Source organism: Desulfovibrio sp., from assembly GCF_034006445.1.
GTDB lineage: Bacteria > Desulfobacterota > Desulfovibrionia > Desulfovibrionales > Desulfovibrionaceae > Desulfovibrio.
On sequence record NZ_JAVESS010000020.1, the window covers coordinates 34,236 to 49,981 of the forward strand.

The 15,746-nt window shown below is 61.3% G+C and carries 18 protein-coding genes; 4 read left to right on the plus strand and 14 right to left on the minus strand.

The window, feature by feature from the left end; genetic code table 11:
• The 3 genes from RBR41_RS12470 to RBR41_RS12480 are packed head-to-tail and all read right to left on the minus strand — an operon-like array spanning position 1 to position 3,121.
• On the minus strand, positions 1–966 hold the full coding sequence (locus RBR41_RS12470; RefSeq protein ID WP_320352950.1) for a polyprenyl synthetase family protein: 966 nt from the start codon (positions 964–966) through the stop codon (positions 1–3).
• An 8-nt stretch (positions 967–974) separates the two neighbouring features.
• Positions 975–1,811, minus strand: a complete 837-nt coding sequence (gene mqnB, locus RBR41_RS12475) for a futalosine hydrolase (RefSeq protein ID WP_320352951.1) — start codon at positions 1,809–1,811, stop codon at positions 975–977.
• The gene (locus tag RBR41_RS12480; RefSeq protein ID WP_320352952.1) at positions 1,808–3,121 is read right to left on the minus strand and encodes a nucleotide sugar dehydrogenase; all 1,314 of its coding nucleotides are present in this window, start codon (positions 3,119–3,121) and stop codon (positions 1,808–1,810) included. Before RBR41_RS12480 ends, mqnB begins: the two co-directional genes overlap by 4 nt.
• Positions 3,122–3,168: 47 nt before the next feature.
• On the opposite strand from RBR41_RS12480, the gene RBR41_RS12485 reads away from it, so the two are divergent.
• Positions 3,169–3,363 (plus strand): DUF2065 domain-containing protein, encoded by a 195-nt coding sequence (locus tag RBR41_RS12485; protein WP_320352954.1) that lies wholly within the window; start codon positions 3,169–3,171, stop codon positions 3,361–3,363.
• 47 nt (positions 3,364–3,410) lie between these two features.
• Here the strand turns inward: RBR41_RS12485 and RBR41_RS12490 are convergent, their stop codons facing one another.
• The 11 genes from RBR41_RS12490 to RBR41_RS12540 form a co-directional block, all read right to left on the minus strand.
• Positions 3,411–4,097, minus strand: coding sequence for a ubiquinone/menaquinone biosynthesis methyltransferase (locus tag RBR41_RS12490; RefSeq protein WP_320352969.1), 687 nt, complete (start codon positions 4,095–4,097; stop codon positions 3,411–3,413).
• 84 nt (positions 4,098–4,181) lie between these two features.
• Complete coding sequence (locus tag RBR41_RS12495) at positions 4,182–4,352, minus strand: hypothetical protein (protein WP_179979903.1); 171 nt, start codon at positions 4,350–4,352, stop codon at positions 4,182–4,184.
• Positions 4,353–4,521: 169 nt separating this feature from the next.
• Positions 4,522–4,734 (minus strand): hypothetical protein, encoded by a 213-nt coding sequence (locus RBR41_RS12500; RefSeq protein ID WP_320352955.1) that lies wholly within the window; start codon positions 4,732–4,734, stop codon positions 4,522–4,524.
• Between the two features lie 479 nt (positions 4,735–5,213).
• Positions 5,214–7,250, minus strand: coding sequence for a hypothetical protein (locus RBR41_RS12505; RefSeq protein WP_320352956.1), 2,037 nt, complete (start codon positions 7,248–7,250; stop codon positions 5,214–5,216).
• Positions 7,251–7,574: 324 nt separating this feature from the next.
• Entirely contained in the window at positions 7,575–8,576 is a 1,002-nt protein-coding gene (ilvC, locus tag RBR41_RS12510) for a ketol-acid reductoisomerase (RefSeq protein ID WP_320352958.1), read from the minus strand.
• Between the two features lie 267 nt (positions 8,577–8,843).
• A complete protein-coding gene (ilvN, locus tag RBR41_RS12515) occupies positions 8,844–9,335 on the minus strand; it encodes an acetolactate synthase small subunit (protein WP_320352959.1) in 492 nt (163 codons plus the stop codon).
• 10 nt (positions 9,336–9,345) lie between these two features.
• On the minus strand, positions 9,346–11,037 hold the full coding sequence (gene ilvB, locus RBR41_RS12520) for a biosynthetic-type acetolactate synthase large subunit (RefSeq protein WP_320352961.1): 1,692 nt from the start codon (positions 11,035–11,037) through the stop codon (positions 9,346–9,348).
• Between the two features lie 22 nt (positions 11,038–11,059).
• On the minus strand, positions 11,060–11,287 hold the full coding sequence (locus RBR41_RS12525; protein ID WP_179979898.1) for a DUF465 domain-containing protein: 228 nt from the start codon (positions 11,285–11,287) through the stop codon (positions 11,060–11,062).
• A 55-nt stretch (positions 11,288–11,342) separates the two neighbouring features.
• Positions 11,343–11,645: a YggT family protein gene (locus RBR41_RS12530; protein WP_179979897.1), complete on the minus strand. Its 303-nt coding sequence runs from the start codon at positions 11,643–11,645 to the stop codon at positions 11,343–11,345.
• Between the two features lie 71 nt (positions 11,646–11,716).
• Entirely contained in the window at positions 11,717–12,382 is a 666-nt protein-coding gene (locus RBR41_RS12535; protein ID WP_320352962.1) for an HAD-IA family hydrolase, read from the minus strand.
• A complete protein-coding gene (locus RBR41_RS12540) occupies positions 12,379–13,302 on the minus strand; it encodes a hypothetical protein (protein ID WP_320352964.1) in 924 nt (307 codons plus the stop codon). The genes RBR41_RS12535 and RBR41_RS12540 overlap by 4 nt, the downstream gene beginning before the upstream one ends.
• Positions 13,303–13,487: 185 nt before the next feature.
• Here RBR41_RS12540 and pdxS point away from each other — a divergent pair, with 185 nt between their 5' ends.
• From pdxS to RBR41_RS12555, 3 genes are all read left to right on the plus strand, one after another.
• On the plus strand, positions 13,488–14,369 hold the full coding sequence (gene pdxS / locus RBR41_RS12545) for a pyridoxal 5'-phosphate synthase lyase subunit PdxS (protein WP_320352966.1): 882 nt from the start codon (positions 13,488–13,490) through the stop codon (positions 14,367–14,369).
• A 1-nt stretch (position 14,370) separates the two neighbouring features.
• A complete protein-coding gene (gene pdxT, locus RBR41_RS12550) occupies positions 14,371–14,946 on the plus strand; it encodes a pyridoxal 5'-phosphate synthase glutaminase subunit PdxT (protein ID WP_320352967.1) in 576 nt (191 codons plus the stop codon).
• A gap of 510 nt (positions 14,947–15,456) precedes the next feature.
• Positions 15,457–15,746: TraR/DksA C4-type zinc finger protein (locus RBR41_RS12555; RefSeq protein WP_320352968.1), on the plus strand; the 290-nt coding region annotated here is incomplete at its 3' end.

Below are 15,746 nucleotides of genomic sequence, written 5' to 3' on the forward strand. Positions count from 1 at the left end.
TTATTTCTTTCTGTCGCGCACATAGTCGGCCATGTTGTACATGACCTTGCGCTCCGGCTTATCGGGCAGGCTGCCAAGGGCACGCCTTGCCGCGTCAAGAAAAGTGTCGGCCTGTGTGCGCACGGCGGCGTCAAAGCCCGCTTCGCGTATGCGCAGGGCAATGGCCTCGGCGTCGGCCTCGGTCATGCTCAGGCTGGTAAAGGCCACGTCAAAATCCTTGCGCTCAGCCTCGTTCAGGCTTTCACGGTAGAGGCGCAGGGGCGGGGTCAGCTTGCCCTCGCGCACGTCGCCCCCCGTGGGCTTGCCCGTGGCGCTCTCGGGGGCAAAGTCCAGCGCGTCGTCCACCATCTGAAAGGCCATGCCCAGGTTCTCGCCATAGGTGGCGGCAGCGGCCACGGCAGCGGCGTCGGCCCCGGCAGCCAGCGCGCCCATCTCGCAGGCGGCGCGGATAAGCCATGCGGTTTTGCCGCGCACCATATCTTCGTACTGTTCAGCGCTGGTGTCCACCCGGCCCTGGGACGCGATTTCAAGAATCTCACCCGCCGCCGTGCGGCTTGTGGCCTCGGAAAAGCAGCGTGAAAGGCGCGGGTCGTCCCTTTGCGCCACCAGGGCGTTGGCCCCGGACAGCAGGGCGTCGCCCGCCAGAATGACGCTGGACACGTTGTAGAGCGTGTGGGCCGCGGGTTTGCCCCGGCGGCTCACGGCATTGTCCAGCACATCGTCGTGCAGCAGGGTGGCGGCGTGCAGCATTTCAAGGGTGACGGCCAAATCCAGGATATCTTCATTGCCGTTGCCCAGCAATCGTGCTGTGAGCACGGTGAGCAGGGGCCGCAAACGCTTGCCGCCAGCCTGAAAAATATGGCGGGTTATGGGGCGGACGGGTTCGGGCAATGTGTCCACGGCCTTGTCCAGAGCGCGGTTGATGGCCGGCAGTTCCAGGGCGAGGCGTGCTTTGAGTTGAATCATGTCGCTACTCAGATGAGGTTAAGGGCGGGCAGCACCTGTGCCAGTGCGCGCAGGGCGCCGGGAAAATCTTTTTCTTCCCTGGCGCGCGGCCCCACCTTGTTGGACACGCTGCGTACTTCCACACAGGGAATCCCCTGGCGTGCGCAGGCATATGCCACGGCAAAGCCTTCCATATTTTCAAGATCGGCCTGATACCTGCCCCGCAGATCCGCCGCTCTGGCAAAACTGGCGCTGACGCCCGCCACGGTGAGCGAACGGCAGTCAGCCAGAGCGTCCTTGGCGCATCTGCCGCCAAAGGGGGCCAGAGCCTCCACGCCGGACAGCGTCAGGCGGTCGCGCACGGCTTCGCCCTGCGGGGGCTGCCACTGCGGAAAGCCAAAGGCCCCGGCTGTGACGCTTTGGCCATCGTGCAGACCGTATTCGGGCCAGATTTCTTCCCGAACAAGGCAGTGCGAAAGCAGGGGCCTCACTTCAAGGTCAAATGCGCCTGCCAGACCCGCGTTGAGCACCGCGCTTACGGGCGTGCCTTCGGCCGCCGCCCGGCTCAGGGCATGGCCCATGGCCAGGGCCGCGTTGATGGGGCCAATGCCCGTGATGCAGCACAGGGCGTTTCCTGCCTTGAGGCGTACCGGCCACAGCTGCATTTCGGGCCAGTCTGCGGGGGCGGCAGCTGCTCCGACTTCGCCGGAGTGGGCGGCAGCTGCGCTGGCCGCATCGGATTGGGAGTCAGCTGCGCTGCCCTTGCCGGATTGGGCGTCAGCCGTCAGAGGCGGCGCAAAGTCCGGCAAAAGGCCCGCCAGTTCCGGGCCGGTGGCGGCGCAGACAAGCAGGGTCACGCGGCTCACAGCCTCCAGTAGTCTATGCCCGCGCCGCTCATGGCGGCGGGGTCGAAGAAGCTTTTTACGTCCAGCACCACGGACTTGTCCGGCTGAGCAAAGAGACTCCTGATTGCTTCGGGTGTCAGGGCCTTGTAGGCGCTGTGGCCCACGGCCAGGATGACGGCGTCAAGATTGCGCAGGTCTTCCTGCGGCAGCAGAATCTGACCGTATTCGTGCAGGGCTTCGGCGGGATCGGCCTCGGCATCGCTGACCAGCACCTGCACCCCGTAGTCTTCAAGCTCACGGATGACGTCCACCACGCGGGTGTTGCGCAAATCTGGCACGTTTTCCTTGAAGGTAAAGCCAAAGATGCCCACGCGCGCGCCGCTGATGACGCGGCCGCTCTTGATAAGGCGCTTGACCGTGCATTCGGCCACGTATTTGCCCATATTGTCGTTGATGCGGCGGCCAGCCAGTATGACTTCGGGGTGATAGCCCAGTTCCTCGGCCTTGTAGGTGAGGTAGTAGGGGTCCACGCCTATGCAGTGTCCGCCCACGAGGCCGGGACGGAAGGGCAGGAAGTTCCACTTGCTGCCCGCAGCTTCCAGCACTTCAAGGGTGTCGATGCCCAGACGGCCGAAGATGATGGCAAGCTCGTTCATGAGGGCGATATTGAGGTCGCGCTGGGTGTTCTCGATGACCTTGGCGGCCTCGGCCACCTTGATGCTGGAGGCGCGGTGTATGCCCGCCGTGACGACGGAGCCGTACACCTTGACCAGCAGGTCGGCGGTGGGGTCGTCGGAACCGGAAACGACCTTGGTGATGGTTTCGAGGGTATGCACCTTGTCGCCGGGATTGATGCGTTCCGGCGAATAGCCGATGGTGAAGTCCTTGCCAAAGGCAAGCCCGGACTCGCGCTCAAGGATGGGCACGCAGATTTCTTCGGTAAGGCCGGGGTAGACGGTGGACTCGTACACCACGACGCAGCCCCTGCTCATGTTCTGGCCAACGGTTTTGCTGGCGCCCACCACGGGGGTGAGGTCAGGGGAGCGGTGGCCGTCAATGGGCGTGGGCACAGCCACGATGATGACGGCGGCCTGCCTGAGTTCGGCTGGGTCGCAGGTGTAGCGCACGTCGGCGGTCTGCAGTTTGCCATCGTCCACCTCGCGGGTGCGGTCATGGCCGTCCTGCAGTTCCTTGACGCGCTGGGCGCTGATGTCAAATCCCAGCACCTTCATGTGGCGCGAAAGGGCAACAGCCAGGGGCAGCCCCACATAGCCCAGGCCAACCACGGCCAGCGTTTCCTTGCCTTGCTGCAGAGCCTCGAATGTCACCATAATTTCATTCCTTTACAAAACAAGCTTTTTTCGTCACCAAGAAAAGCATGGAATTTAATATTGAACTCTTTTTACGCGCCCTGGGTCTTGCCATCGTGCTCGAGGGCCTGTGCTGGACGTTGTTTCCCGGCGGCATGCGCCGCGCACTGCTGCAATTGCTGCCTTTGCCCGAAAGCCGCCTGCGCGTGGTGGGGCTGGCGGCTCTGGCTCTGGGCCTGCTGCTTGTACGACTTGCATCGTAGGGGGGCAGTCCCTCTGGCAGTCGCTTTGGCGACCGTTTTGGCGGCAGCTAACGCGCCTTTTCTCCCACATGCAGGCAGACGATGCCTGACGTGAGCTTTTGGTACCACGCTTTGGAAAACCCGGCCTTGCGCAGTTCCTTTTCAAGCTCAACAGCCGAAGGAAAGGCGCGGATGGTGTCGGCCAGGTAGCCGTAAGCCGCAGGGTCTTTGGAAAACAGGCGGCCAACGCGGGGCAGCAGAAAATTCAGGTACAGGTTGTAAAGGCCGCCCCAGATGCGCTCCCGCCCGGAACCGAACTCAAGAATACAGGCCCGTCCGCCGGGGCGCAGCACGCGCAGCATTTCGGCAAAAGCCGCTTCGCGCGGGATGATGTTGCGGATGCCAAAGGCTATGGTCAGGCAATCCACCGAAGCGTCGGGCAGGGGCAGGCGCTTGGCGTCAGCCGCCACAGGCAGGATGCACCGGGCGTTTTCTCCCTTGAGCTTGCGGCGACCCTGCACCAGCATGGGCGGGCAGAAATCCAGCGCGGGCACAAGGGCCGTGGGGTGCTGACGGCGTATGGCCAGGGAAACATCCAGCGTGCCAGCGGCCAGATCCAGCACAACACCGGTATCGCCCAGGCGAACGTTGCGGGCCAGCACCTTGCGCCAGTACTGGTCAAGGCCCAGGCTGAGAACGCGGTTCAGCAGGTCGTAAAAGCGTACAATACGGCCAAACATGCCAGCCACGGCCACGTCATGGGCAGGCCGGGGAGCCTGTTGCGGCGCGGCTGCCGGGGCTTGCCCGTCTTCCTGCCGGAAATGCCGAGAAGAATCCACTTATTTTCCCTTGTTGTCCTGATCCGCATCAACGCCGATGGCGGCGCAAACCACCCGGTAGACCGAGGGAAAAACCTCGGCAAAGTTACCGGGGGAAACCGTGCGCGTTTCAATGAATTTGGCGGTCAGTTCCTTGGCCACCTGCAGGGCTTCCTTGCGATCCTTGTCCATACGGTCCTCGTGCCTTGTTACGGCCGCTTGTCGCCAGCAGCCAGGTGCTTGCGATTGCTGGCCGACGAAAAAAAACCCGCCCGTAGGGGAATGGCCTTGACCCACAGCGGGTATTGCCTGGACGGGAAACGAACGGAAACTCAAGCCCCCGCCCATTTTTATATATGTGTCAGAGCATTGCTACCTTGAAACTGCTCTGGCGGCTGTGCGCGCACATGCCTGTTGTCAGGGCGCAAGCGCCGTCTTTCCACGCGATCATGCCCGCAGCGGGGCCGCAGCGGGGCCGCAACGGCGTCGAAACGGGCGTTCCGTAACCTTTGGGAATGCCGTTCGCAAGGGCGGTCTGCTGCGGGGAGCGATCCGGTTTCGCAGGCTGCGGCATGCTGCCATGCCCTGAGCCTTTTTTGCTGAAACGCGGCCAGCGGCAACAGAAAAGTGCCATGACGCCGTGGTTCGGTTTCAAAGGGAAACCACGCGGCATGGATCAGCGGGCTGATGCTCCCATACTTCTGAAATCGCGCAACAGCATAAGCGTTCCGCTGCCGCTTGGCAAGCGCGGAGGCTCAGCCTGCACGGCTTTGGGGGGCACAAAGGGCTGACGGCGTGCCCGCAGCTTCGCGGAAAGGTCAGGGCAAAGCCCGGAAGCAGCCTGTCGCCGTCCAGCGCGCATCTTCGCCTGCGGCTGCCCGCGTCGCGCCGGGCGATCGCAATGGACAGAGCCTTACCGGTGGCATGTTCCCGTGGCCGACAAGGCCCGGCAAGGCCCGACAAGGCCCGACAAGGCCCGAAAAGGCCCGACAAGGCCCGGCAAGGCCCGAAAAGGCCCGAAAAGGCCCGAAAAGGCCTCGCGGCGGCCCGACGTTATTCGTTTTCCAGCAGACGGCCAATTTCTTCGCGCAGAATGCGGGCAGCCGCAGAAGCAGCGGCTTTTTCCACCCGATCGTTAAAGTGCGGCTCCAGTTCGTCCAGCCTGCTTTCAACCGCGTCCAGCCGCGCGGAAGCGCCGTGCATGGTCAGGTTGACCGCATGCATGCGATCATCCAGCAGGCTTTCCAGCAGCGCGGGGTCTTCGTGTCCGGCAGGCGCGTCGTGGGCTTGGGCCATGGCGTTTTGGGCCTCCGCGACCGCCTTTTCAGCGGCCTGCCGGGCTGCCGTGGCCGCCGCTTCTGCCGCCGCCGTGTTTATGCAGTCCATAAGGCGCTGGTGCAGGGGATGGTCTGTGTCAAAAAGAGCTTCAAGGGACGGCGTGCCGTCGGGCTGATCCTGCTGTTGTGCCGTGGCGCTGGCCACTGCCTGCGCGACGTTTTGGGCCGCGCTTTGGGCCGTATGAAGGGCTTCGGCGGCGGTCTGCGCCAGGCTTTCGTGAGAGGCCTGCGTCGCTGTATGCTTTTCATCCAGATCAGACTGTATCTGCTGTGCCGCCGATTTTGCCGCATCGGCTTCAGCGCGGGCCTGGTCGGCTTCGGCCCTGGCCTCGGCAACCGCCGCTTCCAGAGCCTGTACGCGATCGTCTGCCTGTTGCAGTTTTTCCGCGTACTGGTCAAGGCGCGCCATAATCTCCGTCATGTCCGGCGTGACTGTGGCCTGCCCGGCGGCGGCACTGGAGGCGTTGGCCGAAGGCGTGGCGGCACTGTCGGGGCGGGCTGCCGCGGCAACCTGGGCGGAGGGAACGGTGACCATGTTTCCTGCCAGGATGTCGTCCAGATCCACATCGGGCAGCCTGCTGCCGGACGGCTGTTCGGGCTGCTCTGCGGCAGGAGCTTCGGGCGTGGCCGCAGGATGGGCGCGATCGCGCTCTTCGGCATCGGCTGCCGCCAGAAGGGCGTCCAGATCAAATTCAAGTTTGTCGTTGGCCTTTGCCGGGTCGGCATCCGTGGGCTGGCTTGCGCCACTGGCCGCAGTTGGGGCCGGATCCGGCAGGTTGGGATCCGCCGGTTTGACGGATGACAGCAACTGGTCAAGATCCGCAGAAAGATCATCGGCCCTGGCGTCGGGCGCACTGGCCGGAGCGGGCTGCGCCTGGGGCGCGTCCTGGGTTTTGGCCGCATCCTTGTCTGCACCATGCTCCGGCTTGTCGACCATTATGGATTGCAGCAGGACGTCCAGATCGTCATGGAGGTCATGGGCGGGGGCGTCCTGCGCAGGGCTAGCAGCGGCCGGGGCCGCAGGCTGCGCCGGAGTTTGCGCCTGACTTTTGTCTTTGGACTGCGCCTCTTTTGCGTCGGGCTGGTTCGCGGACGGCGTCGCCTCGCGCAACAGGGACTCAAGTTCGTCGGAAATGACAGGCTCCGGCATGGTTCCGGCGGCCAGCAGATCGTCCAGATCCGTCGAATCCTTATGGGGGGACGTGCCCGCGCCCTTGGAGGAATCTTCCGGTGCAGGGCGTGATGCGCCGTTCAGACTGCCGAGCATCTGATCCACGGCATTGTCGGTGTCTTCCGGCGAGGGCGCAGCATTTTCATGCGGGCGGGGCTGGGGCGGAATATCCAGTGAATTCAAAAGACTGTCAACATCACCTATGCCGGGCATGTGCAATTCTTCGTGGGGGTCCACAATATGGCCGTCAGGCATGCGCACGGGCGCGTCCGAATCCGCCTGCTCCATGCCGCTCTCCGCGCTGCCGTCCCCGGCGTTGGACTGGGCGGCAGGGGCCGCCTCCGCGTCTGCGCCGCCTTCATCCTTATATTCCATCTGCGCCAGCAGGTCGTCAATTTCCGCTTCTGCAGCGACATTCTGACCGCTGTCATTCAGGCTGCGCATGTGGGTGTGCAGGTCGTCATCCTGACCGGCGGCCGGGCTTGAGGCCTCGGTATCGGCCTCCGGAACGGCGCCTTTTTCGATAAGCTCGGTCAGGTCGATGATTTCTTCAGTGTTTTCATGGGTGTCTTGGGCAGCCATGCGCGACCTCATGTGTTTAGGAACATTGGCGTAAGGGCCGGAAGGGGGCGGGATTTTCGCCTGTATGCGGTATGACGGTTGTTGGCCGTGCCGCGAAAGCAAAATACGTGCAAAGCCACGGTTTTTCGTATCAGGTTATGAAGAAAGACGCAAACTCCTCTGTTGTGCGGCTTTACGTGTCTTGAACCGAGCCAGCAAGGGTTTTAGAACATTTACACTTTTTTAAAGGTAACATGCCATAAAATAAAACTATTTCCAAAAAGAACCGGCCACCCTGATGGGTGGCCGGTAGAGATGGCAAATGACTAAACCGAGGATACGGTACTAGTCTTTTTTGTCTTTCTTGAGCCAGGACATCATGCTGCGCAGTTCCCTGCCCACGGTTTCGATCTGGTGTTCAGACTCGTTACGGCGGGTGGTCAGGAACATGGGATACTTGGCGCGGGCCTCAAGGATGAAGTTGCGGGCGAACACGCCGCTCTGAATATCCTTGAGCACGCCCTTCATTTCTTTTTTCACTTCTTCGGTGATCAGGCGGGGGCCGCTGACGTAGTCGCCGTATTCGGCGGTATTGCTGATGGAGTAGCGCATGCGCGACAGGCCGCCCTCGTACATGAGGTCAACGATGAGCTTCATTTCGTGCAGGCATTCGAAGTACGCCATTTCAGGCTGGTACCCGGCTTCCACCAGGGTTTCGAAGCCGGCCTTGATCAGGGCGGAAACGCCGCCGCAGAGCACGGCCTGTTCGCCGAAGAGGTCGGTTTCCGTTTCTTCACGGAAGGAGGTCTCGATGACGCCGGAGCGCGCGCCGCCGATGCCCTTGGCATAGGCCAGACCCATCTTGAGGGCGTTGCCCGTGGCATCCTGATGAATGGCCACAAGGCAGGGCACGCCGCCGCCTTCGGTGTAGGTGCGGCGCACCAGATGGCCGGGGCCCTTGGGAGCGATGAGGAACACGTCCACATCCTTGGGCGGCTGGATCTGGCAGAAGTGGATGTTGAAGCCGTGAGCAAACAACAGGGCCTTGCCCTTGGTCAGGTGGGGCTTGATGTCGTTTTCGTAAACAGAGGACTGCACTTCGTCGGGCAAAAGGATCATAATCAGGTCAGCCTGGGCAGCGGCCTCGGCTGCGGAAACAGGGGTGAAGCCATGTTCCTTGGCCAGGTCGTAGTTGGCGCCGCCGGGGCGCTGTCCCACCACAACCTTGACGCCGGAATCGCGCAGGTTCTGGGCGTGGGCGTGTCCCTGACTGCCGTAACCGATGATGGCCACGGTCTTATCTTTCAGGAGATTAAGGTCGGCATCCTGATCGTAATAGACTTTCATCTGAAATTCCTTTGAGATCTCTCGTTGTTAGCTAAAATTGCAGTTCTCTTCACCTGAAGGGAACATGGGGGGCCTTGCCGTATGCCCCGGCGGCAGTGCTGCCCTGCGGCAGTGCTGCGGCCTTGAGGCGCGACGGACGGAATCGGTCATGCCTGCGCGCAGGGGAACCCTTGGGGATAAAGGGCGTTCCGCCTGCGTCGCTCGCGCGCCGGAGAGGGCCTTGTGGGCCGTCGGGCACGAAAGCGGGCAGAGTCCGGGCGGTTAAGCCTAGTCCGCCTTTTTGGAACGGCGAATGGCCACAGAGCCTGTGCGCGCCAGTTCCTTGATGCCAAACCGCTGTAGCAGGTTGATGATGGCGTCCAGCTTGTCCTGGTTGCCGGTGGCCTCAATGGTCATTTCATTGGAGCTCACGTCCACCACCTTGCAGCGGAATATCTCGACGGTGCGCAGAATTTCACCCCGCATGGGGCCTTCTGCCTGCACCTTGACGAACATCATTTCGCGTTCCACGGCGGGTATGTCCGCGAAGTCCACCACCTTGATGACAGAGACGATTTTGTGCAGCTGTTTCATTATCTGCTCCAAAATCAGGCTGTCTCCCTCAGTGGTGATGGTCATGTGTGAAACGCCTTCTTCCAGGGCCGGGGCCACATTGAGCGAGTGGATGTTAAAGCCGCGCCCGCTGAACAGCCCCGCTACGCGGGAAAGGACGCCGGGTTCGTTTTCCACCAGCACAGAAAGCACATGTCTTTTGCTCATAGCCCCTCCCTTACACCAGCAACATTTCATCGAGCGCCGCACCGGCGGGCACGATGGGGTACACATTTTCCTCACGCTCCACCATAACGTCAATAAAGGCCGGATTGGGCGAGGCCAGGGCCTTTTCAAGCGTGGCACGCAGGTCTTCGCCCTTTTCGATGCGATAGCCCTCAGCGCCATAGGCTTCGGCCAGCTTCACAAAGTCCGGCTGCGCTTCCATGTTGGTGGAGCTGTAGTTCTGGTTGTAAAAGAGTTCCTGCCACTGGCGAACCATGCCGAGGTGGCGGTTGTTCAGGATGACCACCTTGATGGGCAGCTTGTTGGCCACCACGGTGCCCAGTTCCTGAATGTTCATTTGCAGCGAGCCGTCGCCCGCCACGGTGATGACCTTTTTGTCGGGAAAGGCGAACTGCGCGCCAATGGACGCGGGAAAGCCATATCCCATGGTGCCGAGCCCCCCGCTGGTCAGCAGGGTGCGGGGCTTGGTGAAGGAATAGAACTGGGCAACCCACATCTGGTGCTGGCCCACTTCGGTGGCGATGATGGCGTCGCCGTTGGCAAGTTCGTACAGGGTTTCAATAACTTCCTGCGGCTTGATATTGTGGTTTTTCTGGTAGCAGAGCGGTTTGCTCTTTTTCCATTCGCCCACGGCCTCAAGCCACGCGGCGTGCTCGCTGGCCCAGTCCTTGCCTTCAAGCTTGGCGTCGCAAATCTCGGACATGCCCTCAAGGGCCAGGCGGCAGTCGCCCACCACGGGAACCTGCACCTCCACATTCTTGCGAATGGAGGTGGGGTCTATGTCGATATGCACTATGCGCGCCTTGGGCGCAAAGCCCGTCAGTTTGCCCGTCACGCGGTCGTCAAAGCGCGCGCCCACGCAGACCAGCACGTCGGCGTTGTTGATGGCCAGGTTGGCGGCATAGGTGCCGTGCATGCCCACCATGCCGAGCCACAGCGGGTCTGTGGCCGGAAAGGCCCCAAGCCCCATGAGCGAACACGTCACCGGTATCTGCAGCTTGCGCGCAAGGCTTGTGAGCGCTTCGGCCGCATTGGACATGATAACGCCGCCGCCAGCCAGGATGACAGGGCGTTCGGCCCTGGCGAGTTCTTCCACCGAGCGCCGCAACTGGTTGAGGTTGGGCTTGTAGGTGGGGTTGTAGCTGCGCATGTAGACTTCTTCAGGCCAGATGAACTCGGCAGTGGCCTGCATGATGTCCTTGGGCAGGTCGACGAGCACGGGCCCGGGGCGGCCCGTGCGCGCCAGATAAAAGGCCTGCCGGATGGTAAGGGCCAGCTTGTTGATGTCCTTTACCAGGAAGTTATGTTTGGTGCAGGGGCGGGTGATGCCCACAATATCCACTTCCTGAAAGGCGTCATTGCCGATCAGTTTCGTGGGCACCTGCCCCGTAATGACCACTAGAGGAATGGAGTCGGAATAGGCTGTGGCGATGCCCGTCACCGTATTGGTGGCGCCGGGGCCTGAAGTTACCAGGCATGCGCCCACCTTGCCGGAGGCGCGGGCATAGCCGTCAGCCGCGTGCACAGCCCCTTGTTCGTGCCGTACCAGCACGTGACGGATTTCCTGATGTCGCGGCAGTTCGTCGTAAATGTCAATCACAGCGCCGCCGGGATACCCGAACAGCACGTCAACGCCTTCTCTCTTCAGGGACTCAAGGAGAATCTGCGCACCTGTACATTCCATGACCGGCTCCTTCGAAGCCATGCTAATCCTGTTTTTTCAGACGATCCAGGATTGCCATGAGCTGGGTTTTTCCTTCAAGCTTTTGCTTTTTCAGCTGCTTCAAGGTCTGTTCTTCAGTAGGGGTGCGGAAGGCCTTGCCTTCAAGCTTTTCCACCTGCTTTTCATAGAGCACATGATCTTCCCAAAGGGATTTCAGCTCCGGATCAGTGGCCGCATACTTGGTTAGGATTTCTAGTTCATGCTGATCCATAAGAAATCTCCATTGTTAGATGTTCGGACGCGGAATCCCGCGAGTGAAACCGGTGTTATTGCATGGTAAGGGCATACTGCGCCAATGAGGCAACCACGATACGGTTGAAAAGCTCAATGCACAGCAGCACCACCACAGGCGAAAAATCCATGCCGCTGGTGTAGGTAAAGGGCAACCACTTGCGCACGCGATAGAACACGGGCTCCGTGAGGGCGCGCAAGGTGCGCACTATGGGATTATACGGATCCGGTCGCACCCAGGTGAGCACGGCGGCAATAATGACTATCCAGAAATACAGGCTCAGCAGCGAACCCAGTATCATGGCAACGGCGCTCATGGTATTGGCCAAAATGATCATGCGCCCTCCAGCGTGGCGGTCTTGGTGTCAACTTTGATAAAATTTCTTAAAGGCTCCGGCCGGGCCGGGCCTTAGGCCCTGGCGCTGCCTCGCAACAGTGCGTCATCCAGGGCATTGCGCAAGCCTGCGTAATCGGTTGCTGTTATCTGTCCCCGCAAAGCGCCGCCGTTAAATGCGGCAAATACCACGCCCGCCCCCTGGGCCGTTTCTTTGTCATGCTCGCTGTCGCCCACAAAAAGCACGGTTTCAGGCGGGGTCTGCCATGTGGCGCATATGCGCAATGCGCCTTCGGGAGACGGCTTGGGCGCTGCCGTATCAGCTGCGACCACAGGATCAAAATAGGAGGGCAGGCCAAAAATGTCCAGAACCGTTTGTATTCCCTCAAGCCTGCGGTTGGTATGCACGGCCATGCGCACCTGTTTGTCACGCAGATAGTCAATAAAATCAACAAACCCTGGTTGCAAACGCAGCATGGGCATAATGTCGCGATGATAGTTGACCACTTCACTGGTCACATAGCTTATCTGCTTATGCAAATGCGGCGGCACAATGTGCAGCAGGGCCTGCATGGCAGTGGCCATAAAGCAGAATTTCTCCTGCTCCGGCGTCATGGGCGGCAGGTTGAAGTGCTCAAGCACGCGATTGTAGAAAACAGTGTTGGATTCACGCGAATCCACAATAACGCCGTCGCAGTCAAAGATGACCCCTGCAAGGCCATTGGTGAAAAGACGGCTCATGACGCGGCCCTCACAAGCCATTGGCGTTCCACATCCAGCGGCTGCGCGCCTGTGGGGCGGCTTCTGCCCATGGCGCGCCATGCAGGAGCGCGGGCGCAGAGCAGGGCGGCCTGTGCCGGGGCGGGGGTCTGTGCCGGGGCGGGAGCCTGTGCAGGGGCGGGAGCCTGTGCCGGGGCGGGGGCGTGTTCAGGGCTGGCGGGGGCGAAATCCAGGGTTTCCCGCAGGTCTTCCGCCATGGGGCCTTCTGCCAGAATGGGCATGTCCGACGGCAGAAAATACATGGCATTGGCCACGACCAGCCGCCAGGGCGGCATGAGACCGAGATCCAGCGAAACGGGCGCGCCCAGAATGCCCGTGCCCGCAAAGCCGCCGGAAACGGCCAGTGCGTCGGCGTCTTCATCCTCTACGCCCAGTGAGCGCGTGAACGTGCCGGACTTTTGCGCAAGGGTGCGGGCCAGTTCGGCCAGTTCGCCCATGCGTTCTTCCTGCAGCCATGCCCAGAGAAGCGCCTTTTGGGCCTGCTCAAGCTCGATGCGCAGCTTGCGGGCGGCTTCAGCCTTGAGGGCGGCATCAGTGTCCGCGCCGTCAAGGCCGCGCAAAAGCGCCATTTCCGAGGCGCGGCGGGCAGCGCGGGGATTGGCCGCCGCCGTGGCGCCCACGGGAAGGCCCGAAAGCGCGGCGTCGCCCATCTGTCGCAGGTCTTCAAGACAGGCGGCGGCTTGGCGCTGGCTGAAAGGGTAGTCCGCAGGGCAGTACGCGCCTTCCTGCGGAGCTTGCGGGAGGCCCGGCCACAGCAGCAGAGCCGCTGCAGCGCCGGGCTGCGCGGCAGGCACGGCTGCGGCGTCGGCATCCTCCGGGCCGGAGACAGACAGAGGGCCGCGCAAAAAAGGCAGCCGTACACAGGGGGTAGGTGTGGTCATTATAGTTCCTTTGGACGACACCAGCATATCCAGAGCCGGGCCGGAGCGCAAGCCGGGCAGCGTCGTGGTTGTGATGTATTGTCAGATGAACGCTTATGACATATATAGCACCCCAGCAACGCCGCAGCGTGAGCGGTAGACTGCCAATACCTCGCCGGCGGACCCGGCTCAGAAGGAGTAGAAATATGGAACAGGGCACCATCCGCCTGAAGACAGGCCTTGCCGAAATGCTGAAAGGCGGCGTGATTATGGACGTCACCACTCCGGAACAGGCCAAGATTGCCGAAGAAGCCGGGGCTTGCGCTGTGATGGCGCTGGAACGTGTGCCTGCGGACATTCGCGCCGCTGGCGGCGTGGCTCGCATGGCCGATCCCACCATTGTCAAAAAAATTATGGAAGTGGCCACTATTCCGGTGATGGCCAAAGCCCGCATCGGCCATTTTGTGGAAGCCCGCATCCTTGAATCCATGGGCGTGGACTACATTGACGAAAGCGAAGTTCTGACCCCCGCCGACGACAAATATCATATCGACAAGCGCGACTTCACCGTGCCCTTTGTCTGCGGTTGCCGCAATCTGGGCGAAGCCCTGCGCCGCATCGCCGAAGGCGCGGCCATGATCCGCACCAAGGGCGAACCCGGCACCGGCAACGTGGTTGAAGCCGTGCGCCATTGCCGCCAGGTCATGAACGAAGTGCGCGTGCTCTGCGGCCTGCCCGAAGCCGAAGTTGCCAACTTTGCCAAGGAAATCGGCGCGCCTCTTGAAGTATGTCTGCTCGTTCGCAAAGAAGGCCGCCTGCCCGTGGTCAACTTTGCCGCTGGCGGCATAGCCACCCCGGCCGACGCGGCCCTGATGATGCACCTTGGCTGCGACGGCGTTTTTGTGGGTTCCGGCATCTTCAAGTCCGGCGACCCGGCCAAGCGCGCCAAAGCCATTGTACAGGCCGTGACCAACTACAAGGACTTCGCCATACTGGCCGAAATATCCCGCGATCTGGGCGAACCCATGGTGGGCATTGAAATTTCCACCATTCCTTCCGGTGAGCGTATGCAGGAGCGGGGCTGGTAAGATGGCCGCACGTTGCGTGGGCGTTCTGGCTCTTCAGGGAGCCTTTCGTGAACATGTGGCCGCTGTGTCCAGGCTGGGCGTGGCGGCTCGCGAAGTGCGCCAGCTCAAGGATATGGACGGCATCGACGCCATGATCATTCCCGGCGGCGAAAGCACCACCATGGGCAAACTGCTCAACGAGTGGCACATGCTGGAGCCTTTGCGCGACCGCATCATGCAGGGCATGCCCGTCTACGGCAGTTGCGCCGGGCTTATCCTGCTGTGCCGCACCATTGAAAATTCGGATCAGCCGCGACTTGGCGTGCTGGACGCCACCGTACGGCGCAATGCCTTTGGCCGTCAGGTGGACAGCTTTGAGACCGAACTCAGCATGCCTGAAGTTGGCCCCGACCCTGTTCCGGCGGTATTCATCCGCGCTCCGGTGCTTATCAGCGTGGGGCCGGAGGTCAGGGTGCTGGCTGAAGTCAAGGGGCAGGCCGTGGCCGTGCGCCAGAACAATATTCTGGCCACGTCCTTTCATCCGGAACTGACGCCGGATACGCGCCTGCACAGCTACTTTCTGAATATGCACGGTTAACAGCCGTCTGAAAATCGCAGCCTTTCTGTTTTAGAGCCTGTTAACTTTGGCAAAAGTTAACAGGCTCTAACGCTGCACGAACGTGCGGCGCGCCACAACATGGCGTGGATTCAGCCGAACGCCGCATTTTTCAGATAAATGAACACGCTGAAATGTTAAGCCTTTCAAAGGTGATCTGTTATAGACCGGGGAGGACGTCGTCTGACGTCCCCCCTTTTTTTATTTCCTGTCGCGGATTTTTTCCTCAATTTGCCGTCAACGTGCCGCACGATTTAACATGGGCGACACCTCGCTGCCAAAATGGGCATGCAGACTGCTTCAAGACCAATAGAGCAAGTTCATTTTGAAAGTGCTCTGGCGTATGCGGGAGCATACGCCCGCCGCAGAGGCGTAAGCGCAAGTTATTTGCGTAGTTACGCGCCGGAGCGAGCGTCTTGAAAGTACTGGGAATAGATATTCTCAATGCGAAAATGCTCGAGTTCAACCACCGGAAATTCCGGGGAGGCAGTGATGGAAACCACACTCATGCTCAGGCGTCTTCAGGAAGAACTGGCCGACGAATTGCAGCGTATGGGCCAGCTGCGTAGCGTTTTTCAGGCACAACATTTTGCCGACGAGGTGGATGCGGCCAGCCACCTGGAGGCCGCCCATCTGGCGCAGTGCAGCGCACGCCGCAGCGCCCAGCGCATCCGCGACCTTCAGAGTCTTTTGCATCTTTTACAGCACAACGGCCCCCGTCAGTGCGTCGACTGCGGCGACGACATCCCGCTTGAGCGCCTGATGGCGGCTCCGGGCACCAC